This window comes from Neisseria sp. HMSC061H08, assembly GCF_001836795.1.
Classification (GTDB): domain Bacteria; phylum Pseudomonadota; class Gammaproteobacteria; order Burkholderiales; family Neisseriaceae; genus Neisseria; species Neisseria subflava_A.
Genome location: NZ_KV830549.1, coordinates 1 through 23,859, shown reverse-complemented (window position 1 = coordinate 23,859; position 23,859 = coordinate 1). Strand labels below are relative to the sequence as shown.

The following is a 23,859-nucleotide window of genomic DNA, read 5'->3' as shown; positions in this document are numbered from 1 at the left end:
AGGAGATATTTAGGGGCAATGATGCGGAGTGTAAGCCTTTTATGGGGTAGAAATCTGATCGAAAGGGAGGAAGCGGATAAAGAAAAGGATGTGGGGGGGCACGTCCTTTGGGCGATCGTTTCAGATTCTAAGTCCAAATACGATCTGATTATCTATTAATTTCAACCTATTTGTCATTTCAAATAACTGAGTATTTTTGATTATAGTATCTTATGCTGACACCATAACCAGCTGGCGTAAGAAACACTCTAGCCGAACTACTGGAACTGATTAACGGCAAATCGATCGAAACAGGCTTAAAAGTAGAGAAAGCAACCATTGCTATTATTGTCAACATTATTCAGACGGCCAGTGGCAAGTGTGGATGACAAAGGACAAGGAAGCACAAACCAAGTAATGATACCTTGCTGGGTAAGGAAAGACGGCTAATACAGACGGGTCACAAACAATATACCCGTACCGATACTGAAGGCTATATTAAGAAATTGCATATTACTACCACTACTGCCCATGAGTGCAAATACCAATTACCTTTTAAAAGCTTTGGTACTTTTCATCGTAAATCGGGCTGGTAGCCTATTATGCTCTAGGTAAATAAGTACGCAAAGCCATTTGAAAGCAATGTGTTTGAACCTGTTGAAAGCCATTAAGTCTGTTTGTCTCTAAAAAGTAGTCTGAATGATGTTAGATTGTGAGTATTTAGAAAAGATAAATAGGGTATCTGGAACAGAAACAGCCGAATCCCTGTGTTTGGTTTTCAGCTGTTGAGTATGGGACTATTTTGTAAATGTCTCAGGCCGTCTGAAAACTTGAAAGAAGCAGCCGTCTGTTAAATATGAGATAATGCAGAAGATTTCATGGGTGTGATAGAAACATGGTTGTGATTGTCCGATGGGGATGATGTCGGGCAGTGATGGAATCGGTTTGCTTGAAACGCCCGCCTGTTGCGGGCTTTTTTATGGGAAGGAATGGTCATGCCTAATCCGCTTTATCGGCAACATATTATTTCAATTTCAGATTTGACGACGGAGCAGCTCGAATTACTGCTTCAGACGGCCTTGAAGTTGAAAAAGCAGCCTCGTGAAGATTTGCTTGAAGGCAAATTGATTGGTTCGTGCTTTTTTGAACCGTCCACTCGTACGCGTTTGTCTTTTGAAACGGCGGTACAGCGTTTGGGTGGGAAAGTTATCGGTTTTTCCGATGGTGCGAATACCAGCGCGAAAAAGGGTGAAACGCTTGCAGATACTGCGAGGATTATTTCCAGCTATACGGATGCGATTATTCAGCGACACCCGAAAGACGGTGCGGCCCGTGTGGCGGCTGAATTTTCGAGCGTACCTGTGATTAATGCCGGCGATGGTACCAACCAACATCCGAGCCAGACGCTTTTGGATTTGGTAACGATTTATGAAACACAAGGCAGTTTAAGCAATTTGAAAATTGCGATGGCCGGCGATTTAAAATATGGCCGTACGGTACATTCATTATGTCAGGCGCTGAAGCGTTGGGGTTGTGAATTTGCGTTTGTTTCCCCTCCTAGCTTGGCGATGCCGGACTATATCACTGAAGAACTGGAAGAGGCCGGGTGTCCTTATCAAATTTTGCCCGACTTGGAAGAAGCGGTCGAATGGGCGGATATTTTGTACATGACCCGCGTTCAGCGCGAACGTTTTGATGAGCAGGAATTTGCCAAAATCCAGGGTAAATTCAATCTTGATGCGTCAATGTTGGCAAATGCCAAACCCAATTTGCGCGTCTTGCATCCTTTACCGAGGGTAGATGAAATTCATCCGAATGTGGATAAAACACCTCATGCCTATTATTTTGAACAGGCAACCAATGGTGTGTATGCACGGATGGCGATTTTATCTTTGGTATTGAACGAAGAAGTTTAAGGAGCGAAAGATGGAAAACTCAAAACTTAGCGTTGAAGCGATTGAACAAGGTACGGTAATTGACCATATTCCTGCCGGTAAAGGCTTGGCCATTCTAAGGCAATTTAAGCTGCTGCATTATGGCAGCGCGGTTACGGTCGGCTTTAATTTGCCCAGCAAAACGCAGGGAAGCAAAGACATTATCAAAGTCAGCGGCGTATGGTTGGATGCCAATGCGGCTAACCGTTTGGCTTTATTTGCCCCTGAAGCAGTGGTAAACAAAATCGATCAGTTTAAAGTAATCGACAAACAGCATTTGTCATTGCCGGAGGAAATTTCGGAAGTGTTCCGCTGCCCGAATACCAATTGTGCCAGTCATGGCGAGCCGGTCATCAGCCGCTTTTATGTCCGTTCACATAATGGTCAGACGCGTTTGAAATGCCATTATTGCGAAAAAACCTTCTCGCGTGATTCGGTTGCCGAAGCCTGATAAAAATCTCAGGCCGTCTGAAAACACGGCTGTGCGGTTTGAGTTGTCTGCTTGATACATCAGTTTCATAAAAAGCAAGATATTAAGCAAATTGCGTTAAAATTACGTTAAAATAATGCCTTCTGAGTTAATGACATCATTTGCTCAAAAGGCATTATTTTTTATAACACGATACGAAATGTAGGAAAACTTATGCACTCATCCATACTAAGCCGGTTTGCCCCAATTTTATACGTCTTGATTTTCTTTGCCGGATTTTTGGCAGCACAAGTTTGGTTTAATCAGCAAGCCTATTTGACCAACCTTCCCCTTTTAGTCACTGCCATTTCTGCCGTTGCATTGGTTTGGTTGATTTGGGCTGTCGTCTCTGCGCGATCCAAAGCAAAAAGCAAGATGTTGCACCGTGAGCAGCTGATTCAAAAAGAAAGCATTCATCCTGTTTTGCATGCGACGTTGCAACGTTCTGACGGGCAAACAGATTTATTGGTTTTGGTTGTCCGCAATAGCGGTAAGGGCTTGGCGAAGAATGTGCGTTTCGAGGCAGAGCCTTTGCCTGATCACTTGCCGAGCAAGCTGGTTGCCGATGCGGTTATGCGCTTGGAAATGTTTTCCGGCGGTGTAGATATGCTGGCATCGGGCGAATTGTATGGCAGCGTGTTTGCAAGTATGTTGGCGCTGGCTGCCGAATTGCCAGATCAGACATTTGGTGGCGTGTTGAAACTGAAGGCCACTTATGAAAATGCCTTTGGCGATCAATGCACTTCTGAAAGTGTCTTGGATTTGGGCATACTGAATTTCAATTTGTTAGAAATTAAATCCAGTGGCGAGCAAAAGCCGCGCAAGAAATTGTTGTATTGATATTTAAAATATGCAGGCCGTCTGAAACCGAAATACTTGTTTTCAGACGGCCTGTTGTTATTTTTCAAATGATTTTTGAAGAAAAAGAGGCGTATCGGGTATAATAATCAAAGAATTCAAAACGGATTGTCAGGATCGGCAAGCCGTCTCATCATTGTCGTATTTCAAAACCTTACTGATATTTTTTCAATAATCTGTTGCTATGTATCGGAACTTTTTCTGATGTTGGCACTGGCGAAATATTCCTTCAGCCATTTACTCTCAGGAAGCTGCTTATGTTAGTGTGTAATCCTTATGAAGTTGTGATCCATGGTACGACCAGCAAAGGCAAGATTTTCCGACCAAGCGACTGGGCGGAGCGCCTGTGCGGTATTTTGTCCTCCTTTACTAAAGACAACCGCCTTTCCTATTCGAATTGGGTGCGCCCGATTTTGGTGGACAATGTCCGTTGTGTGGCAGTCGATAAAAAACTGGAAGAAGACAATCCGCAAATGTTCCGTTTCTTGATGGACTTTGCGGCGGATAATGATTTGCGCGTGATTGACTGCAAAGCCTTGCTTAAAGAGCAAGAAAGCAAACAGCAGGGCGAAGTGCCGGTCGAGCGCGTTTTGTTGGCGCAGGCGATTGAAGAAAAACACGCCGCCGAGCGTGCGGAAGCGGCCGATACCCAGCCCGAGCCTCAAGCTGCCGCGCCTGTGGTCGGCGTATTGCGTGAAATTCCGCCGGAAGAAACTGCGACTGCTTTTGCGGCACTGAGCATTTTGCGTTCTTCTTTGACTGATATTCACCGTTTCGTCGAACAAATCAACGAGCACCAGCGCAAAACCGGCTACCGCCTGTTGGGTATTTTTGAAGAAGGCAAACAAAATGCCGTGGCCGTATGCGGTTTCCATACTGCACATAACTTGGCCAGCGGTTACCATATCCATATTGATGATCTCGTAACCATGCCGCAATGCCGCCAAAAAGGCTATGCTTCTCGCTTGTTGGAAGAAGTACGCAAAATCGGTGCGGAAACTGGCGCGACCAAAATCCATCTGAATGTCCATGTGAACCATGACCGTGCAGGTGCGCATCGTCTCTACTTCAAAAACGGATTTGAAATTTGCGCTTACCATTTCCGTTGCGATCCGAAATAATTTTTGTAGAAAGAGGGAATCCAATGTTGAAGATTTTGACTGCAGTTGTTTTGGCACTGAGTTTGGCGGCTTGCGCATCAGGCAGCGGAGGCAGCTCGCAAATGTATGGCGAGATTAAGGCCGGTGTAGAAACCAGCCATCAACGTTGAGATATATAATGACAAGGCCGTCTGAAATAGGTTTTTCTGTTTCAGACGGCCTTTTTGCAGCTTGATTAGAGGATAGCGGAGGTGTCGTCGGTGGCAACAGTCCGATGCAGGCGATACCAATTGTACAGGCGCAAGATGCACAAGAAAGCGATGATGGGCATGCAGGCTGCGGTAACCAGATAACGCGGGTTGCTGAAGTTTAAAACATTGTGCCCGGAAAGCAGCGACAAAGCGGCATGCAACCATTCCCACAAAGACGAAATGCTGAATGCCAAAACAGCCAACAGGCCGAGAGTTCGGAAAATGCCGATGGGCAGGATTTGTTGGCGTAATACAGCTCGGTTGAGTTGGAACAAGACAATCAAACCGAAGCCGATAATGCAGACCATGCCGCCGTTGGCGACGATTTGCAGGCTGTTGAAGGCAATGTCGGGCGTAACGGAAATTGTACCGGACTGGTTGGCTGCGGTTTGTTGTAAATTTAAGCCTTGCATGACATTAAGTACGAAACCGTAGATCAGGTCGGCCAAAACGATGCCGATGGGTAGCGGAGTCAAAAAACGTTTCATGGATCAGTTGAGTATTCTATTAGTATGAGTGAGGCCGTCTGAAAAATTAAACATGACGACGTGAGGGTATATTGTATCCGATAGGAAAGTAGGTTAATGCAAAAATAAATTTAGTTTAAGTCAGAAAATGATGTAATTTTACGCCAACATTATTGCATTAAGAGTACAATCTTCTTCATTATCAAACGTGAAATCAACAGGAAAGGACGTTTACATGAGCCAATTGCAACGTGATTTAACCCGTATCAGCCACAATACCAAAATTGTTGCCACACTGGGTCCGGGCAGCAACAATGTACAATTGTTGGAAGACATGATCCGTGTCGGCGGCCTTAATGTCGTCCGTTTCAATTTCAGCCACGGTACGCCGGAGTTTCATGAAGAAAATGCCCGTATCGTACGCGAAGCCGCGAAACGTGCGGGGCAGGAAATCGCCATTCTTGCCGACTTGCAAGGCCCGAAAATCCGTGTCGGCAAAATTGCAGGCGGCAGCATCGAGCTGAATAAGGGTGAAACCTTGATTTTGGATGCCGCACTTGAAGGCGAAGGCACACGCGAAGCGGTTGGCCTGGACTACCGCGATTTGCCGAATGACGTCGTTGCCGGCGATGTTTTGTGGCTGGACGATGGCCTGTTGACTTTGACCGTTGAAGCGGTTGAAGGAAGTAAGATTATTACAAGGGTGGAAAACAGCCATGTGCTGAAAAGTAACAAAGGTATCAATAAACGCGGCGGCGGCCTGTCTGCCGGTGCGTTGACTGAAAAAGACTTTCGTGACCTGAAAACGGCAATTGCCATCGGTTGCGACTACTTGGCCATCAGCTTTGTGAAATCTGCCGAAGATTTGCACATCGCACGCGCCAAAGTCGAAGAAGAAATGAAAGGCAGCACCGCCGTACGCCCCGGTTTGGTTTCCAAAATCGAGCGCGTAGAAGCCATTGAAAACCTGGACGAAATCATCCTTGCCAGCGACGGTATTATGGTTGCCCGCGGCGACTTGGCAGTGGAAGTCGGCCATGCCGCCGTACCTGCCCTGCAAAAACGCATGATCCGCCGCACCCGTGAGTTGCGCCGCTTCAGCATTACCGCAACCCAAATGATGGAATCCATGATCACCAACCCCGTACCGACCCGCGCGGAAGTCAGCGACGTGGCCAACGCGGTATTGGACGGTACCGATGCGGTGATGTGTTCCGCCGAAACCGCCGTCGGCGCGTATCCGTTTGAAACCGTCAGCCAAATGGCGATTATTTGTGCGGCTGCGGAAAAAGAACAAGATTCGCTCAACGGCGTTGCCGAACAGGTCGAGTATCCCGAAGCCGTCAGCACCAACTTGGCGATTGCCGGCGGTGCGGTCAGCGTGGCGCGCGCAGTTCACGCCAAAGCCATCGTTGCCCTGACTGAAAGCGGTTCGACCGCCTTCGAAGTCAGCCGCCACAACATCACCCTGCCGATTTTTGCCCTGACGCCGAGTGTTTCAGCGCAACGCCGCATGGCAATGTACCGCGGTGTGCGTCCGTTGATTTTGGCCACCAGTACCGACCACGATACCGCGCTGAACGAAGTGGAAGCCATGCTGGTAGAACACAAAATCCTCCAAAGCGGCGACCAATACATCATCACCAGCGGTTCGAAAATGCGCGAATCCGGTTCGACCAATACGCTGGAAGTGTTGCAGGTCAAATAATTGCAGTGATCTGATGATTGGAAAAGCAGGCTGTTTCAGCCTGCTTTTTTTGTGTAAAAAAAGAAAAGATTAGGCAAAAATAATGATGTAGTATAGAATTGAGTGCCTATACTAAATCAATAAAGGACGTTTCAGACGGCCTTTTTCTTTGTCCGCTACTTTCACGGTAAACCAAAATGATTCATTTCAATCTGAAAAAAACAGCATTTATTTTAAGCGCAGCACTGTTATCTACCGCCGTCCAGGCCTCCGGCTACCACTTCGGCACACAATCCGTTAACGCACAAGGCACGGCCAACGCCGCCGCCGCCGAAGCCGCCGATGCATCAACCATTTTCTACAACCCGGCCGGCCTGACCAAACTTGACAGCAGCCAAATTTCCGTCAACGCCAATATCGTTTTCCCAAGCATTCATTATGAAGCGGAATCTGCGAAACACTTCCGCACGGGTGCCGATGTCAGCGGCTCGACCAGCGGCAAAATTACCGAAACCACCGTTGCTCCGCACGTCTATGGCGCGTACAAAGCCAGCGACGATGTCACTTTGGGTTTGGGCGTGTACGTTCCCTTCGGCTCTGCAACCGAATATGAAAAAGATTCCGTATTGCGCCACAACATCAACAAACTGGGTTTGACTACCATTGCCATCGAGCCGGTAGTCGCATGGAAACTGAATGAGCAACACGCCGTCGGTGCCGGTTTGATTGCTCAATATTCCAAAGCCGAATTGCGCAAATACTCCGACTGGGATGCTTCCGGCGCCATCAGCCTATTGGCCAGCGGCTTGGCTTCCCGTCAAGCAGGCCGTCCCGTTGCTGTCGATGCGACCGGCAAAGCTGACGGTCATGCCGATGTAAAAGGCCACGATTGGGGATTCGGCTACCAACTGGCGTGGATGTGGGACATCAACGACCGCGCACGCGTGGGTGTGAACTATCGTTCCAAAGTATCGCATACGCTGAAAGGCACTGCCGATTGGGAAGCTGACGGCGCATATGCAAAACGCGCTTGGGATTTGGGTGCAATGGCTGCACGCGGTTATGTGCCGAACGAAAAAGCCAGCGTAAAAATCGTAACGCCTGAGTCTTTGTCTGTTCACGGTATGTACCGCGCCACCGACAAAACCAATTTGTTCGGCGATGTGACTTGGACGCGCCACAGCCGCTTCAACAAAGCGGAGCTGGTGTTTGAAAACACCAAAAAAGTTGTCAACGGCCAATCTGACCGTACCGTCATCACGCCTAACTGGCGCAATACTTATAAAGTTGCATTCGGTGGCTCTTACCAAGTTACCGAACCATTGCAACTGCGTGCCGGTATCGCTTTCGACAAATCACCGGTTAAAAGCGCTGAAGACCGCATGAACAGCCTGCCTGACGGCAACCGTATCTGGTTCTCTGTCGGTGCTAAATATCAACTGGGTAAAAACCATGTGATCGATGCGGCGTACAGCCATATCCACATCAATGACACGGTTTACCGCACTGGCAAAGCCAGCGGCAACGACGTAGACAGCCGCGGTGCATCTTCTGCACGCTTCAAAAACAAAGCAGACATCTTGGGCTTGCAATACACTTACAAATTCAAATAATCGGATTTGAGTTGTGGATAAAAAGGCCGTCTGAAGATTTCAGACGGCCTTTTTGATTGGAAGGAATGGATGGAGCAATCAACAGGCAATAAATGGCGTGCCGTGCTTTTCATATTTCTGATTTGAATGGCAGAGCGGAAAGGCAATAGAAAAGGGAATAGTCGATTACCGGCTTGAGAAATAAGATATTGTTCGCGCTTTAAACAATGTGTTACAGATTTTATTTATTCTGATGGGCAGCAATTAAAAGGCCGTCTGAAAAACAGGTTTTCAGACGGCCTTATTTGCCGGATGGCTGCTAAGAAAGCTCAATCAGCTGCGGACTTCCAGTTCTATTTCTCTTTCTTGTTCGTCTTCAGCCGGTTTGTCCATGGTTTTTTCATCGGCCATATTGTCCAAATCGCGGCCGGGTTCGGAGGCAGTATCGCCAATGGAAACGCTGTTCAGGCTTTCCAAAATAATGGCGGATGCCAGATGGTCGGATGTGCGGTACACCATTGCCAAACCGATTTCTTCAGCAGGAATGGAAACCAATTCAACCGTATCTTTGTCTTTTGGCTTGCGAATCAGGTTGTTGGACAGATTGACACGGACTTGGCGGCCGCGTTTGTAGAGGCTGACTACTGTACCTTTATCCAAGCCGTCGAGTTCGCCTTTATCCAAAGTAATGGTTTGGAATTGGCCGGCTTCGCCTACGCCGTCGAAGATGGAAACGACTTTGGCCTGAATCGGACGGGCAGGGGCGTGAGGCATAACATTGAAGCTGTCGAGGCCTTCGGGCAGTTTCAGCAGATAGTCGTCTTTGCGGATTTCGGAAACGGCTTCTTCGATAACCAAAGGTTGCGCAGACTGGGTGCGCAGCTTCATGGCTTTGTTGATTTGGGTGTAATACTCGTTGCTTTTGAGTTTTTCGTCAGAAGCGCGGGTACGGTTTTCCAAGGCGGAGTCGGTGTAAGGCAGCGTGTTGGCAATGCCGCTGAACACGACTTCTTGGCCGAGGAATTTGCCGGTTTCCGGATCGGTGATGTTTTTATTGACGCGGTAGGTCAGGTAGCGGCCGGGTTCGGTCAGGCCGTATGCGTACACGCGGTTGCCTTGGGTGTAGAGGACGCGGTTGTCGGGGCCGGCAATCAGGCGCGGCGCATTGGCGGTTTCTTCCGGAGCGATAATCTGCGGATGTTTCATGAACATGCGGTAGAGGTTGACGTTGACGGTCGGAATGCCGTAGCCGGAAGTTTCGCGTACGCGCGGATGCAGTTTGATCACGGGAATGCCGTCTGAACGGGTTTGGGCATGTTCAAAACCCAGTCGCGGCTGGCCGTTGACGTAGCGTAAAACCAACACCTGACCCGGATAGATCAGGTGCGGATTGCGGACGGTGTTGCGGTTGGCGCCCCAAAGGCGGTTCCATTGCCATGGGCTGTACAGATATTTGCCGGAAATACCCCACAAGGTATCGCCGTTTTTAACGACGTAGCGTTGCGGCGCATTGGGGCGGATTTTTAAAGAAGCTGCCTGAGTGTGGGCAGAAATAGCCATGCCTGCCATGCAAAGCAGGGTTATAATACGTTGTTGCATAACCGTTCCCCTTGAAATCGGTTTGGTTTGTCTTCAGATGATAAACAGAGAAGGCCGGAGTTTGCGAAACTGCCGCCCATCCATCAATACGATAACGAACGGCCTCTGTCGCGCTATCTTAACATTTTTCGGCGTTATTTTAGCATTGAATGTTGCTGTCATGACAGGAGATTGTGGCGGCGGAAACCAAATCCGTATGAAAATCACACATCAGCTTTATAAAACGAGAATATTATGGCTTTACTGAACATCCTCCAATACCCTGACGAGCGTTTGCACACGGTCGCCAAACCTGTTGAGAAAATCGACGAGCGCATCCAAAAATTGGTTGCCGATATGTTTGAAACCATGTACGAAGCACGCGGTATCGGCTTGGCGGCCACTCAGGTTGACGTACACGAGCGCATCGTCGTGATGGATTTGACCGAAGACCGCAGCGAGCCGCGCGTGTTCATCAATCCCGTCATTGTCGAAAAAGACGGTGAGACGACTTATGAAGAAGGCTGTCTGTCCGTGCCGGGCATTTACGATACCGTGACCCGTGCCGAGCGCGTCAAAGTTGAGGCTTTGAACGAAAAAGGCGAGAAATTCACGCTGGAGGCAGACGGTCTGTTGGCAATCTGTGTGCAGCACGAATTGGATCACCTGATGGGCATCGTGTTTGTCGAACACCTGTCGCAGCTGAAACAAGGCCGCATCAAAACCAAACTGAAAAAACGTCAGAAACACACCATCTGACCTGCGCATCGCTTAAAGGCCGTCTGAAAAGACAAAACAGAAGGCAGACTTCGGTTTTCAATCTTTCAGACGGCCTTTTCAGCTGAAACAGTTTGCCCAACGCGCCCATTCAAACCATTTCCACAAGGACACAACATGAAAGTCATCTTTGCCGGTACGCCTGATTTTGCCGCCGCCGCCTTGAAAGCCATCGCCGCCGCAGGTTTTGAAATTCCGCTGGTGTTGACCCAGCCCGACCGCCCCAAAGGCCGCGGCATGCAGTTGACCGCATCGCCGGTCAAACAGGCTGCCTTGGAATTGGGTTTGACCGTGGCGCAGCCGGAAAAGTTGCGCAATAACGCCGAAGCCCTGCAAATGCTTAAAGATACGGGCGCGGATGTGATGGTAGTGGCCGCGTATGGTTTGATTTTGCCGCAGGAAGTGTTGGATACGCCCAAACACGGCTGCCTCAATATCCACGCTTCGCTGTTACCCCGTTGGCGCGGCGCGGCACCGATTCAACGTGCGATTGAAGCCGGCGACGCCGAAACCGGTGTGTGTATCATGCAGATGGACATCGGCTTGGACACCGGCGATGTGGTCAGCGAACACCGTTATGCCATTCAACCCACGGATACCGCTAACGAAGTGCATGATGCGCTGATGGGTTTGGGTGCGGAAGCGATTGTGGCCGACTTGCAGCGTTTGCAGGCGGAAGGCCGTCTGAACGCGGTTAAGCAGCCTGAAGAAGGCGTTACCTACGCCCAAAAATTGAGCAAAGAAGAAGCGCGTATCGATTGGAACGAGTCCGCGCACATTATCGAACGCAAAATCCGCGCCTTTAACCCCGTACCTGCCGCGTGGGTCGAATATCAAGGCAAACCGATGAAAATCTGGCGTGCCGAAGTCGTGGCCAAACAGGGCAAGGCAGGCGAAGTATTGTCTTGCACTTCAGACGGCCTGCTGGTGGCGTGCGGTGAAAACGCGCTGAACATCACCGAATTGCAGCCTTCCGGCAGCAAACGCATGAGCATACAGGCATTTGCGGCAGGCAGAACGATTGAAGTTGGAACGGTTTGGTAACAGGCTGGAAATCAACGTAGAGGAAAGAAGACAATGGCTGTTTTTGAAGTGGTCGAAGGTGATATTACCCGATTGGCAGTCGATGCGATTGTCAATGCCGCCAATTCATCGCTGTTGGGCGGTGGCGGCGTAGACGGTGCGATACACCGCGTCGCGGGCAAAGAGCTGCTGGACGAGTGCCGCACTTTGGGCGGTTGCCGCACAGGCGAAGCCAAAATAACCCAAGGCTACCGTTTGCCTGCGCGTTTTGTCATCCACACGGTCGGGCCGGTATGGTTTGGCGGAAAACAAAATGAAGAGGCTAAATTGGCACAATCCTATGCCAATTCTTTGCTGCTTGCCCAGAAACACGATCTTCACAGCATTGCCTTTCCGTGCATCAGCACCGGTGTGTACCGCTTCCCGGCCGAAGCCGCTGCGCGTATCGCTTTGGAGAGTTTGAAGCAAACCCTGCCGCAATGTCCGGCAGTGGAAAAAATCATCTTTTGCTGTTTTTTCAAAACAGATGCCGAATATTATCGGGCATTGCTGGCTGCCGAACAGGCCGTCTGAAATCCGCCGAACACTTGAAATCAAATTATGAATCAGAAAGCAAAAATATGAGTATGTCCCTCGCCCAAAAACTGGCCGCCGACAGCGTTGCCGCGGTTGCCGAAGGGCGCAATCTTCAGGATGTTTTGGCGGAAATCCGCGCGGCGCATCCGCAGCTGACGGCGCAGGAAAACGGCGCGTTGCAGGATATTGCCTATGGTTGCCAACGTTATTTGGGCAGTTTGAAGCATATGCTTGGACAAATGCTGAAGAAGCCGATTGACAATCCGCAGCTTGAAAGCCTGCTTTTGGCGGCGATGTACCAACTGCATTACACGCGCAATGCGCCTCATGCCGTGGTCAATGAAGCGGTGGAAAGCATTGCCAAAATCGGCCGCGGCCAGTTCCGCTCGTTTGCCAACGCGATTTTGCGCCGCTTTTTGCGTGAACGCGACAAGCTCGCGGCTTCTTGTAAAAAAGACGATGTGGCGAAACACAATTTGCCGCTGTGGTGGGTGGCTTACTTGAAAAACCATTATCCGAAACATTGGCACAACATTACTACCGCGCTGCAATCACATCCGCCGATGACTTTGCGCGTCAACCGCCGACACGGCAATGCCGAAAGCTATTTGGAAAAACTGGCTGCAGAAGGTATTCCGGCCAGGGCGTTGGACGAATACGCCGTGATGTTGGAAGAAGCCGTGCCGGTAAGCCGCCTGCCCGGTTTTTCAGACGGCCTGGTGTCGGTGCAGGATTTTGGTGCGCAACGCGCCGCCTATTTGTTGAACCCGAAAGACGGCGAACGCATCCTTGATGCCTGCGCGGCACCGGGCGGTAAGACTGGCCATATCTTGGAACTGGCAGATTGTCATGTTACCGCTTTGGATATAGACGAAGGCCGTCTGAACAGGGTGAAGAGCAACCTTGACCGTTTAGGCTTTCAAACGGCCTCTTTGACTTGTGCCGATGCGCAGGACTTGACAGCGTGGTATGATGGCAAGGCCTTTGACGCGGTCTTGGCCGATGTGCCGTGTACCGCTTCGGGCGTGGCGCGCCGCAATCCCGATGTCAAATGGCTGCGCCGACCGACCGATGCCGTCAAAACCGCACGCCAACAGGAAGCATTATTAGACGCGCTGTGGCAGACCCTGACGAAAAACGGCAGGATGTTGCTGGCTACCTGCTCGGTCTTTGTCGAAGAAAACGACGGTCAGTTGCAAAAATTCCTTAACCGCCATGCCGATGCCGAGTTGATCGAATCGCATGTGCTCTTACCGAACAAACATCAAGATGGCTTTTATTACGCGCTTATTAAAAAGCAGTAAAACGCTGATTGTACCGCTCTTGCTCGCCGTGTCGCTGAACGCGGCGGGCGAGGGCATCAGTGCGACCCGTGCCGAGGCAAAGCTGACCCATGCCGGACAGCTTTCTGTCAGCAGCCGTTTCCGCACCGACCTGCCCGACCAGCTTAAAGAAGCACTCAAACAGGGCGTTCCCCTGCATTTCAATTTGAGTTGGCAGCTGTCCGCGCCGTCTATGTCGTCTTATAAATTCAAGTTCGAACAGCTGCTCAACAACGACAGCACGATTCAATATAAATTGTCCTTCCATCCGCTGACCAACCGTTATCGCGTTACCGTCGGTACGTTTTCTACCGAGTACGACACGCTTGAGACTGCCTTGCGCGCAGTAGGCGCGGTCGCGAATTGGAAGGTTTTGTCCAAGGGCGCGCTGAGTGATGTGGCCGTCAAAGATACGAAGGCTGAAATCCGCCTGCTGCTGACAACCGCCAAGCTGCCCAAACCGTTCCAAATCAATGCCCTGACGTCTAAAAACTGGCATTTGGATTCCGGTTGGAAGTCCTTGTCGGTCGTGCAGGAGTAAACCATGCGCCGCTTTCTTCTGATTGCCGCCGTATTCGCCGTTGTTTTGTTGTACGGTCTGACTGTTGCAACGGGCAGCAGCAGCGTATTGTCCGATTATTTCTGGTGGATTGTTGCTTTGTGCGGCTTGCTGTTGCTGGTGTTGGCGGCGGTATTGGTGCGCTATGTCGTGCTTTTGATGCGCGACAACAGCAAAAGCGTGTTCGGTTCGCAGATTGCACGTCGGCTGTCGGGAATGTTTACCTTGGTTGCCGTATTGCCGGGCGTGTTTTTGTTCGGTATTTCCGCCCAGTTTATTAACGGTACGATTAATTCTTGGTTTGGCAACGATACCCATGAGGCTCTAGAGCGCAGCTTAAACTTGAGCAAATCCGCGCTGAACTTGGCGGTGGACAACGCAGTCAGCAACGCTACGCCGGTGCAAATTGATTTAATCAGCGCCGCTTCGCTGGACGGCGACTTGGGGCGGACGCTGGCGCAATCCGCGCTTACTTCCGACTTTGCCCAGCTGGCGCTTTACAACGCGACCACCCGTAAAGCCGAGAAAAGCATCAATCCCCTGAAACTAAATCAACCCGAGCTCAACAAAGAAGGATGGGAGCAACTGGAGCAGACAGGCTCGGTACGCAGTTTGGAAAACATCGGCGGCGTGCTGTATGCTCAAGGCTGGATGCTGATCGGTACGCATAAAAATCAGGATTATGCGTTGTTTTTCCGTCAACCGATTCCGAAAGATGTTGCCCAAGACGCGACGCTGATTGAAGCGGCCCGCGCCAAATACGCCGAGCTGAGTTATACCAAAAAAGGCCTGCAAACCTTTTTCCTGTCCACGCTGTTGGTCGCGACATTGTTGGCCATCTTTTTGGCGCTGGTTATGGCTTTGTATTTTGCCCGCCATTTTGTGGCGCCGGTGTTGTCGTTGGCAGAGGGCGCGCGGGCGGTGGCTCAGGGCGACTTCAGCCAGACCCGGCCGGTGTTCCGCAATGACGAGTTCGGCCGGTTGACCCAGTTATTCAACCACATGACCGAGCAATTGGCGATTGCCAAAGAGGCGGACGAGCGCAACCGTTTGCGCGAAGAAGCCGCCCGCCATTATTTGGAATGCGTGTTGGAAAGTTTGACCACAGGCGTGATTACTTTGGATGCCGACGGCCGTCTGAAAACCTTTAACAAAGCCGCCGAACAGATTTTGGGCGTTTCGTTGGTGTCTTTGTGGGGCAGCAACTGGCATCAATGGCACGGAAAATCGCCGCAGCAAACCCTGTTGGCCGATGTGTTTGCCGCTATTAATGAAACCGCCGACAGCGACAAACCCGTCCAAGTCGAATATGCAGCGCCCGATGATGCCCGAATCTTGTTGGGTAAGGCCACTATCCTGCCGGAGGATAACGATAACGGCGTGGTGATGGTGATTGATGACATTACTGTCTTGATGCGGGCGCAAAAAGAGGCCGCATGGGGCGAAGTGGCGAAACGATTGGCACACGAAATCCGTAATCCGCTTACGCCTATCCAGCTTTCCGCCGAGAGATTGGCATGGAAATTGCATGATAAACTTGATGGACAAGACGCCCAAATCCTCAGCCGTTCAACCGATACCATCGTCAAACAGGTTGCCGCCCTGAAAGAAATGGTCGAAGCATTCCGCAATTATGCGCGTGCGCCGTCTCTGAATTTAGAAAAACAAGATTTAAACGGTTTGGTGTTGGAAGTATTGGTATTATATGAGGCCGGCGCGTGCAAGTTTAATGCACGGCTCAGCGCCGACGCCCTGCCGATTGTTGCCGATACGACGGCGATGCGCCAAGTGTTGCATAACCTATTTAAGAATGCTGCAGAAGCGGCAGAGTCGGACGAAGCGCCGCAAGTAAACGTCGAAACAGGGCGCGAAGGCGGACAGGTTTTCCTGACCGTCTGCAACAACGGTAAAAGTTTCAGCAAAGAAATGCTGCACAATGCTTTTGAGCCGTACGTTACCGACAAACCGACAGGAACGGGGCTGGGTTTGCCCGTTGTGAAAAAAATTATCGAGGAGCATGGCGGCCGTATCAGCCTGAGCAATCAGAACAGCGGCGGCGCGTGTGTCAAAATAGCTTTACCGGAAATGGCAGAAACTTATGCGAAGCAGTGATATTTTGATTGTAGATGATGAAGTAGGCATCCGCGACCTGCTCTCCGAAATCCTTCAAGATGAAGGCTATACCGTCACTTTGGCTGAAAATGCCGAAGAAGCGCGCCAATTGCGTTATCAAACGCGTCCGGCCATGGTGTTGCTGGACATTTGGATGCCCGATTGCGACGGCATCACTTTGTTGAAAGAGTGGGCGAAAAACGGCCAACTCAATATGCCTGTGGTGATGATGAGCGGCCATGCCAGCATCGACACCGCGGTTGAGGCCACCAAAATCGGCGCGCTCGATTTTCTGGAAAAACCGATTGCCCTGCAAAAACTCTTGTCCGCAGTAGAACGCGCCTTGAAACATGGCGAAGTTCAGACGGCCTCCGGCATGACTTTGGATAAACTGGGCAACAGCCCCGTTATTCAAGAAATGAACGGCAGTATTGAAGCGGCCGCCAAACACAACCGCCCGCTGTTGTTGGCCGGTGAGGCTGGCTCGCCGTTTGAGATTGTCGCCCGCTATCTGCATAAAAGCGGTACGCCTTGGGTGGCAACCGACCGTGTCGAACACATTGTTGATACGCCGTTGGAGTTGTTGCAAAAGGCATCAGGCGGCATTTTGTATGTCGGCGATATTGCCCGTTACAGCAAAAATATCCAAAACGGCATTGCTTTCTTGCTTGAAAAAGCCGACCGCTACAATGTCCGTGTGATTGCTTCATGTGGCTTTAAACGCGGTGAGGGCGCTGATGATGTCGTTGCCGGCCGACTGGCGGAGCTGTTGAAAGAGCGCATCAATGTTCCTTCTTTGCGCAGCCAGCCGGACGACATCGTCTTTTTAATCAACCGCATCATGACCGATTTGGCCGAAAGTCAAAAAATCCAGCCGGTAAAATTCAGCAACAGCGCGTTGGTGGTTTTGCGCCAATACGATTGGCCGGGCAATTACGACCAGCTTGCCGAAACTGTGAAAAACATCATGTTTGAATCTGACGGCAAAGAAGTGAATGAGCAGGCCGTTGCCGTGGCTTTGGGTCAGAAGGAAAATGCGACGGCGACAGAAATCATCGGCGGCTTCAATTTCAATATGCCTTTGCGTGAATTGAGGGAAGAAGTCGAGCGCCGCTACTTTGAGTACCATATCGCCCAAGAAGGCCAAAATATGAGCCGCGTGGCACAAAAGGTCGGTTTGGAGCGTACACACCTTTACCGCAAACTCAAACAACTCGGTATCAGTGTATCGCGCCGCAGCGCCGACAAATCCGAAGAATAAGCGCAATATCGGTTTAAACACCAAAGAGGCCGTCTGAAAGCCATCAGGTTTTTCAGACGGCATCGTTATTTGACGGTTTGCTTAGGCAAGCAATACTTTATAAAAATAATGATATGGCTCGGCATTGTTATTTTGCCTTTTAAGCCGAAAGAATACGAAAGTCGGCAAAACTGCTCAGATTACAACTGAGTCGGAAAAACACTATACATTGATTATGTCTGAATCGATGCACCAAGAATTGAAAAATTATTGTGCTCAACATGGTATTTCTTTGAAAGATTTTGTCATTCAGGCGATTCAAAATGAAATGCAGCAGTAATGGCTAAAACATAAAGATGTAAATATGCTTTAATGTAAAGATGTACTTTTGAAAAGGAGTTGTCCAATGTTAGGACATTTTGATTATGAAGTAGCTTTAGAGATTTTAGGCCAAAGTCAGCAGTCTTTAGTTCAGGCTCGCTATGATGAATACAATAAAGAAAACCCAAATCCGGAGCTTTTGAAATTTCTACGTAGCCGTATGGCCGTTCTAGATGAGCTAATGGATAACTTAAAACCTGATGATGAATATCTGATTAATCGTATATTGGATAAAAATGATGTTCTGAGAAAGTTACTGTGATGGGAAACTAAAGCTTTATATTAATAAAATATTCAGACGGCCTTTATTTATTTCAGGCCGTCTGAAAAAAACATTACGAAAAGGGAACAGATTGATGACGGAAAACGAGCGTTTTGCTTGGTTGCAACTGGCATTTACGCCCTATATCGGCGCAGAAAGTTTTTTGGTGCTGTTGCAGCAATTCGGTAGCGCACAAGCTGCCTTGAATGCGCCGGCAGATAGAATTGCCGCGTTGGTACGCCATAAACAGGCAGCCGAATCGTGGCGCAATGAGGACAAACGGGCAGTGGCGCAACAGTCTGCCGAAGCCGCTTTACAATGGGAAATGCAGGACGGTTGCCGTTTGTTGTTGCTGCAAGATGATGATTTCCCCGAAATGCTGACACAAGGCATTACCGCGCCGCCGGTCTTGTTTTTACGCGGCAATGCAGAGCTGCTGCACACACCTTCTGCCGCGATTGTCGGCAGCCGCCATGCCACGCCGCAGGCAATGCGGATTGCCAAAGATTTCGGCAGGGCGTTGAGCGAAAAAGGCATTCCCGTCGTATCGGGTATGGCTTCGGGTATCGATACCGCCGCCCATCAGGGGGCATTGCAGGCAGATGGCGGCACCATTGCCGTCTGGGGAACCGGTATAGACCGCATTTATCCGCCGTCCAATAAAAACCTTGCTTATGAAATTGCCGAAAGGGGATTGATTGTCAGCGAGTTCCCTTTAGATACGCGTCCGTTTGCAGGCAACTTTCCGCGCCGCAACCGTTTGATTGCCGCATTGTCGCAGCTGACATTGGTGGTCGAGGCGGCATTGGAATCCGGCTCATTGATTACTGCCAAGCTGGCGGCGGAGATGGGGCGCGAAGTGATGGCGGTGCCCGGTTCGATAGACAATCCGCACAGCAAAGGCTGTCACAAGCTGATTAAAGACGGGGCAAAACTGGTGGAATGTCTGGACGATATTCTCCATGAGTGTCCGCAGCTATTGCAAAATACGCCTGTTCCATCATATTCTATAAATAAGACGGTAAAACTGAAAAACGATCGAACCAAACATCTGCAACAAAAAACAATAGCGGATGAACCGCCAAGGCCGTCTGAAAACCTACCTGCCGCCCCATCAACAAGCGCTTTATTGGAAGCAATGGGTTACGACCCGATACATCCCGATATTTTGGCACAACAAACCAATACGGCAGCGGCAGACGTGTACGCACAGCTTTTGGAATACGAACTTGACGGTATCGTCGCCGCCTTACCGGGCGGCCGTTATCAGCGTGTCAAAGCATAAATTATCTATATTTAAGGAACCAGCATGACCGAAGTCATTGCCTATTTAATCGAACACTTCCAAGATTTCGACAATTGTCCGCCTCCGGAGGATTTGGGTCGCCTCTTGGAAGATGCAGGTTTTGATGCTACGGAAATCGGCAATACATTGATGATGATGGAAGTCTTGTTCAATACGTCCGAATTCTATGCCGAGCCGTTTAACAGCGACTCCCTGCGCGTATTCTGCCGTGAAGAAGCTGAAAACCTGCCGCAGGAAGTCATGGGCTTGATGCAGTATTTGGTTGCCGAGCACGCAATTACTTATGAGCAACGCGAAATCGTCATTCACGCCCTGATGCATATTCCATCGGACGAAATCACCCTCGATACCGCCAAAGTGTTGGTATTGCTGGTGTTGTGGATGCACAAAAGCGAGTTGCCTGTCCTGATTGGCGACGACTTGATGAGTGCATTGACCGGACAAAACGTGATGCACTAAACCTTTTTTTCAGACGGCCTCAATAATAAAGGCCGTCTGAAACATAAACCCAATACATCCAAAAGAGAACAACAATGGCGAAAAACCTATTAATCGTCGAATCCCCGTCCAAAGCCAAAACCCTGAAAAAATATCTGGGCGGTGATTTTGAAATCTTGGCGTCTTACGGCCACGTCCGCGATTTGGTTCCGAAAAGCGGAGCAGTCGATCCCGACAATGGCTTTGCCATGAAATACCAACTGATCAGCCGCAACAGCAAACACGTCGATGCCATCGTCGCCGGTGCCAAAGAAGCCGAAAACATCTACCTCGCAACCGACCCGGATAGGGAAGGCGAAGCCATTTCTTGGCATCTTTTGGAAATCCTCAAATCCAAACGCGGCTTAAAAAACATTAAGCCGCAGCGTGTCGTGTTCCACGAAATCACCAAAAACGCCGTGCTCGATGCGGTTGCCCATCCGCGCGAAATCGAAATGGATTTGGTCGATGCGCAACAAGCCCGTCGTGCTTTGGACTATCTGGTCGGTTTCAACCTTTCGCCATTGTTATGGAAAAAAATCCGCCGCGGTTTGAGCGCGGGCCGCGTGCAAAGTCCCGCCCTGCGCCTGATTTGCGAACGCGAAAACGAAATCCGCGCCTTTGAAGCGCAGGAATATTGGACGGTACATCTCGACAGCCACAAAGGCCGCAGCAAGTTTACCGCCAAACTCGCCCAATACAACGGCGCGAAACTCGAACAATTCGACCTGCCGAACGAAGCCGCGCAAGCCGACGTGTTGAAAGAACTCGAAGGCAAAGAGGCCGTCGTTACCGCCATCGAAAAGAAAAAGCGCAGCCGCAATCCCGCCGCGCCGTTCACTACATCCACCATGCAGCAGGATGCCGTGCGTAAACTCGGCTTCACCACCGACCGCACCATGCGTACCGCCCAACAGCTTTATGAAGGTATAGACGTAGGGCAGGGCGCCATCGGTCTGATTACCTATATGCGTACCGACAGCGTGAATTTGGCCGATGAAGCGTTAACTGAAATCCGCCATTACATCGAAAACAAAATCGGCAAAGAATATCTGCCGAGTGCTGCCAAACAATACAAAACCAAATCCAAAAACGCCCAAGAGGCCCACGAAGCCATCCGTCCGACTTCCGTGTACCGCACGCCCGAAAGCGTCAAACCCTTCCTGAGCGCAGACCAGTTCAAACTCTATCAAATGATTTGGCAGCGCACCGTCGCCTGTCAGATGACGCCCGCCAAATTCGACCAAACCACTGTCGATATTACTGTCGGCAAAGGCGTATTCCGCGTAACCGGACAAGTGCAAACCTTCGCAGGCTTCCTCAGCGTTTACGAAGAAGGCAGCGATGATGAAGAAGGCGAAGACAGCAAAAAACTGCCCGAAATGAGCGAAGGCGACAAACTGCCCGTGGATAAACTTTACGGCGAACAACACTTTACCACTCCGCCGCCACGCTACAACGAAGCCACGCTGGTTAAGGCCCTCGAAGAATACGGTATCGGCCGCCCTTCCACCTACGCCAGCATTATTTCCACGCTCAAAGACCGCGAATACGTTACCCTTGAGCAAAAACGCTTCATGCCCACCGACACAGGCGACATCGTCAATAAATTCCTGACCGAGCACTTCGCCCAATACGTCGATTACCACTTTACCGCCAAACTCGAAGACCAGCTTGACGAAATTGCCAACGGCAAACGCCAATGGATCCCCGTGATGGACAAATTCTGGAAGCCGTTTATCAAGCAAGTGGAAGAAAAAGAGGGCATCGAACGCGCCAAATTTACCACGCAGGAACTCGACGAAACCTGTCCGAAATGCGGCGAACACAAACTGCAAATCAAATTCGGTAAAATGGGTCGTTTCGTTGCGTGTGCCGGTTATCCCGAGTGTAGCTACACGCGCAACGTCAACGAAACTGCAGAAGAAGCTGCTGAACGCATTGCCAAAGCCGAAGCCGAGCAAGCCGAACTCGACGGACGCGAATGCCCTAAATGCGGCGGTCGTTTAGTGTACAAATACAGCCGCACCGGCAGCAAATTCATCGGCTGCGCAAACTACCCCAAATGCAAACACGTCGAGCCGCTGGAAAAACCGAAAGACACCGGCGTCCAATGCCCGCAATGCAAAAAAGGCAACCTCGTCGAGCGCAAATCCCGCTACGGCAAACTGTTTTACAGTTGCAGTACTTATCCGGATTGCAACTACGCAACATGGAATCCACCCATTGCAGAAACCTGTCCAAAATGCGCATGGCCGGTTTTGACCATCAAAACCACCAAACGCTGGGGCGTCGAAAAAGTCTGCCCGCAAAAAGAATGCGGCTGGAAAGAGCAAATTGAACCGCCTGCACCGAAAGAGTAATTGGTTAAAGCTTGGATAGAAAAAGGCCGTCTGAAAAATGATTTTCAGACGGCCTTTTTTGTATTGAAAGGATAGAGGGGAATACGGTTTGATAGCAGTTTCACTATATAATTGAGGCCGTCTGAAAACTTGGCATCTTTTTAAGAATTATGGCAAACAACAAACATTCCAAACACACCAATCAAGTACGCATCATTGGCGGGCAATGCAGGGGACGAAAGTTAACTTTTCTGTCCGCAGACGGTTTGCGTCCGACACCTGACAGAGTGCGTGAAAAACTGTTTAACTGGTTGGGTCAGGATTTAACCGGCAAAACAGTATTGGATTTATTCAGCGGCAGTGGTGTTTTGGGAATGGAGGCTGCTTCTCGTCATGCGGCAAAAGTGGTAATGGTTGATAACCACCACCAAACTGTACAAACACTTCAGAAAAATGTTCGTGAATTAGGTTTGAGGCAGGTAGAAATCGTGTGTTCAGACGGCATGGCTTATTTGACAAGGCCGTCTGAAAAATTTGATGTCGTGTTCCTTGATCCGCCGTTTGCATGGGAAGATTGGCAAAATTTGTTTATCCGATTGCAAAGCCACTTGAAAAATGAGGCGATGGTCTATATTGAAGCAGGGAAGCTGCCTGAAAAACCGGATTGGCTGGAAATTTATCGGGAAGGAAAGGCGGGAATGAGTAAGTTTGAATTGTTGCTCTATTCGCAAGTTGCTGAATAGTATGGAATTTGAGAATCATTCCCAAGGTGTAAAACATTCTTTCAAACGAATTGTTCCGACGTCATTTGTGCTATAATCCGCGCCCAATCGGTTTTGATAATTTAAGAAAAAAGGAAATAGAAATGTCGCTCTTTATTACAGATGAGTGCATTAACTGCGATGTGTGCGAACCGGAATGCCCTAATGATGCCATTTCGCAAGGTGAAGAAATTTACGAAATCAATCCAAATTTGTGTACGCAATGCGTAGGCCATTACGATGAGCCGCAGTGCCAACAGGTATGTCCTGTCGACTGTATCTTGATCGATGAAGAGCATCCTGAAACGCACGAAGAACTGATGGCTAAGTACGAAAAAATCATTCAGTTTAGGTAAATAATGTTTAAAAGCAAAAGCTTGGATATTTTTAAAGAAATAAGTGAAAAAAAATCTTGACGGAAATCTGAGTTGCAAATAAACTAGCGTTCTCTTTTGGAGGGATTCCCGAGCGGTCAAAGGGGGCAGACTGTAAATCTGTTGCGTGAGCTTCGAAGGTTCGAATCCTTCTCCCTCCACCAAAAATTCTTACTTGGAGCAAATAGTGAGTATGCGGGTGTAGCTCAATGGTAGAGCAGAAGCCTTCCAAGCTTACGGTGAGGGTTCGATTCCCTTCACCCGCTCCAAACAATTTCGCCCATGTAGCTCAGGGGTAGAGCACTCCCTTGGTAAGGGAGAGGTCGGCAGTTCAAATCTGCCCATGGGCACCATCTCATTGTTACCCTTTCTTTCAAAAGCTTAGATTATAGGATATTGCCATGGCTAAGGAAAAATTTGAACGTAGCAAAC

The 23,859-nt window shown here is 49.7% G+C and carries 22 protein-coding genes and 3 tRNA genes; 23 read left to right on the top strand and 2 right to left on the bottom strand.

The features are described from left to right. Positions 1-974 precede the first annotated feature (974 nt). The 5 genes from pyrB to HMPREF2675_RS11485 all read left to right on the top strand — a co-directional run bounded on the left by pyrB (position 975) and on the right by HMPREF2675_RS11485 (position 4,510). Positions 975-1,895, top strand: a complete 921-nt coding sequence (gene pyrB / locus HMPREF2675_RS00640; protein ID WP_070813708.1) for an aspartate carbamoyltransferase — start codon at positions 975-977, stop codon at positions 1,893-1,895. A gap of 10 nt (positions 1,896-1,905) precedes the next feature. Next, the gene (gene pyrI, locus HMPREF2675_RS00635) at positions 1,906-2,364 is read left to right on the top strand and encodes an aspartate carbamoyltransferase regulatory subunit (RefSeq protein ID WP_070813707.1); all 459 of its coding nucleotides are present in this window, start codon (positions 1,906-1,908) and stop codon (positions 2,362-2,364) included. A gap of 192 nt (positions 2,365-2,556) precedes the next feature. Next, entirely contained in the window at positions 2,557-3,222 is a 666-nt protein-coding gene (locus HMPREF2675_RS00630; protein WP_070813706.1) for a hypothetical protein, read from the top strand. A gap of 275 nt (positions 3,223-3,497) precedes the next feature. Next, positions 3,498-4,361: a GNAT family N-acetyltransferase gene (locus HMPREF2675_RS00625; protein WP_070813705.1), complete on the top strand. Its 864-nt coding sequence runs from the start codon at positions 3,498-3,500 to the stop codon at positions 4,359-4,361. Between the two features lie 23 nt (positions 4,362-4,384). Then, positions 4,385-4,510, top strand: a complete 126-nt coding sequence (locus tag HMPREF2675_RS11485; protein ID WP_283127776.1) for a hypothetical protein — start codon at positions 4,385-4,387, stop codon at positions 4,508-4,510. Positions 4,511-4,575: 65 nt separating this feature from the next. Here the strand turns inward: HMPREF2675_RS11485 and HMPREF2675_RS00620 are convergent, their stop codons facing one another. Next, a complete protein-coding gene (locus HMPREF2675_RS00620; protein ID WP_070813704.1) occupies positions 4,576-5,079 on the bottom strand; it encodes a hypothetical protein in 504 nt (167 codons plus the stop codon). 214 nt (positions 5,080-5,293) lie between these two features. Between HMPREF2675_RS00620 and pyk the strand changes: the two genes are divergently transcribed. Continuing rightward, positions 5,294-6,766, top strand: coding sequence for a pyruvate kinase (gene pyk, locus HMPREF2675_RS00615; protein WP_070813703.1), 1,473 nt, complete (start codon positions 5,294-5,296; stop codon positions 6,764-6,766). Positions 6,767-6,942: 176 nt separating this feature from the next. After that, complete coding sequence (locus HMPREF2675_RS00610) at positions 6,943-8,358, top strand: OmpP1/FadL family transporter (protein WP_070813702.1); 1,416 nt, start codon at positions 6,943-6,945, stop codon at positions 8,356-8,358. Positions 8,359-8,670: 312 nt separating this feature from the next. Here HMPREF2675_RS00610 and HMPREF2675_RS00605 read toward each other — a convergent pair whose 3' ends face one another. Then, the gene (locus tag HMPREF2675_RS00605) at positions 8,671-9,936 is read right to left on the bottom strand and encodes a LysM peptidoglycan-binding domain-containing protein (protein ID WP_070813701.1); all 1,266 of its coding nucleotides are present in this window, start codon (positions 9,934-9,936) and stop codon (positions 8,671-8,673) included. A gap of 234 nt (positions 9,937-10,170) precedes the next feature. On the opposite strand from HMPREF2675_RS00605, the gene def reads away from it, so the two are divergent. From def to HMPREF2675_RS00525, 16 genes are all read left to right on the top strand, one after another. Continuing rightward, a complete protein-coding gene (gene def / locus HMPREF2675_RS00600) occupies positions 10,171-10,674 on the top strand; it encodes a peptide deformylase (RefSeq protein ID WP_070583279.1) in 504 nt (167 codons plus the stop codon). 135 nt (positions 10,675-10,809) lie between these two features. After that, on the top strand, positions 10,810-11,736 hold the full coding sequence (fmt, locus tag HMPREF2675_RS00595) for a methionyl-tRNA formyltransferase (RefSeq protein WP_070813700.1): 927 nt from the start codon (positions 10,810-10,812) through the stop codon (positions 11,734-11,736). Positions 11,737-11,769: 33 nt separating this feature from the next. Then, positions 11,770-12,288, top strand: a complete 519-nt coding sequence (locus tag HMPREF2675_RS00590) for an O-acetyl-ADP-ribose deacetylase (protein WP_070813699.1) — start codon at positions 11,770-11,772, stop codon at positions 12,286-12,288. Between the two features lie 47 nt (positions 12,289-12,335). Continuing rightward, a complete protein-coding gene (gene rsmB, locus HMPREF2675_RS00585) occupies positions 12,336-13,595 on the top strand; it encodes a 16S rRNA (cytosine(967)-C(5))-methyltransferase RsmB (protein WP_070813698.1) in 1,260 nt (419 codons plus the stop codon). Beyond that, positions 13,561-14,154, top strand: a complete 594-nt coding sequence (locus tag HMPREF2675_RS00580; RefSeq protein WP_070813697.1) for a DUF4390 domain-containing protein — start codon at positions 13,561-13,563, stop codon at positions 14,152-14,154. Before rsmB ends, HMPREF2675_RS00580 begins: the two co-directional genes overlap by 35 nt. A 3-nt stretch (positions 14,155-14,157) precedes the next feature. Continuing rightward, positions 14,158-16,284, top strand: coding sequence for a sensor histidine kinase (locus HMPREF2675_RS00575; protein WP_070813696.1), 2,127 nt, complete (start codon positions 14,158-14,160; stop codon positions 16,282-16,284). Then, the gene (locus HMPREF2675_RS00570; RefSeq protein WP_070813695.1) at positions 16,271-17,545 is read left to right on the top strand and encodes a sigma-54-dependent transcriptional regulator; all 1,275 of its coding nucleotides are present in this window, start codon (positions 16,271-16,273) and stop codon (positions 17,543-17,545) included. The genes HMPREF2675_RS00575 and HMPREF2675_RS00570 overlap by 14 nt, the downstream gene beginning before the upstream one ends. A gap of 385 nt (positions 17,546-17,930) precedes the next feature. Further along, positions 17,931-18,167 carry a hypothetical protein gene (locus tag HMPREF2675_RS00565; protein WP_070813694.1) on the top strand — a complete coding sequence of 79 codons (237 nt, stop codon included), beginning with the start codon at positions 17,931-17,933 and terminating at the stop codon, positions 18,165-18,167. A 94-nt stretch (positions 18,168-18,261) separates the two neighbouring features. Then, on the top strand, positions 18,262-19,452 hold the full coding sequence (gene dprA, locus HMPREF2675_RS00560) for a DNA-processing protein DprA (protein WP_070813693.1): 1,191 nt from the start codon (positions 18,262-18,264) through the stop codon (positions 19,450-19,452). A 24-nt stretch (positions 19,453-19,476) separates the two neighbouring features. After that, complete coding sequence (locus HMPREF2675_RS00555; RefSeq protein WP_003749244.1) at positions 19,477-19,932, top strand: Smg family protein; 456 nt, start codon at positions 19,477-19,479, stop codon at positions 19,930-19,932. A 74-nt stretch (positions 19,933-20,006) separates the two neighbouring features. Then, complete coding sequence (topA, locus tag HMPREF2675_RS00550; protein ID WP_070813692.1) at positions 20,007-22,313, top strand: type I DNA topoisomerase; 2,307 nt, start codon at positions 20,007-20,009, stop codon at positions 22,311-22,313. Positions 22,314-22,462: 149 nt separating this feature from the next. Next, positions 22,463-23,035 (top strand): 16S rRNA (guanine(966)-N(2))-methyltransferase RsmD, encoded by a 573-nt coding sequence (rsmD, locus tag HMPREF2675_RS00545; protein ID WP_070813691.1) that lies wholly within the window; start codon positions 22,463-22,465, stop codon positions 23,033-23,035. 122 nt (positions 23,036-23,157) lie between these two features. Then, entirely contained in the window at positions 23,158-23,409 is a 252-nt protein-coding gene (locus HMPREF2675_RS00540; RefSeq protein ID WP_070813690.1) for a YfhL family 4Fe-4S dicluster ferredoxin, read from the top strand. A 98-nt stretch (positions 23,410-23,507) separates the two neighbouring features. After that, positions 23,508-23,591, top strand: a tRNA-Tyr gene (locus HMPREF2675_RS00535). A 31-nt stretch (positions 23,592-23,622) separates the two neighbouring features. Beyond that, a tRNA-Gly gene (locus tag HMPREF2675_RS00530) sits at positions 23,623-23,696 on the top strand. Between the two features lie 9 nt (positions 23,697-23,705). Beyond that, positions 23,706-23,780 (top strand) — tRNA-Thr (locus HMPREF2675_RS00525). Positions 23,781-23,859 lie beyond the last annotated feature (79 nt).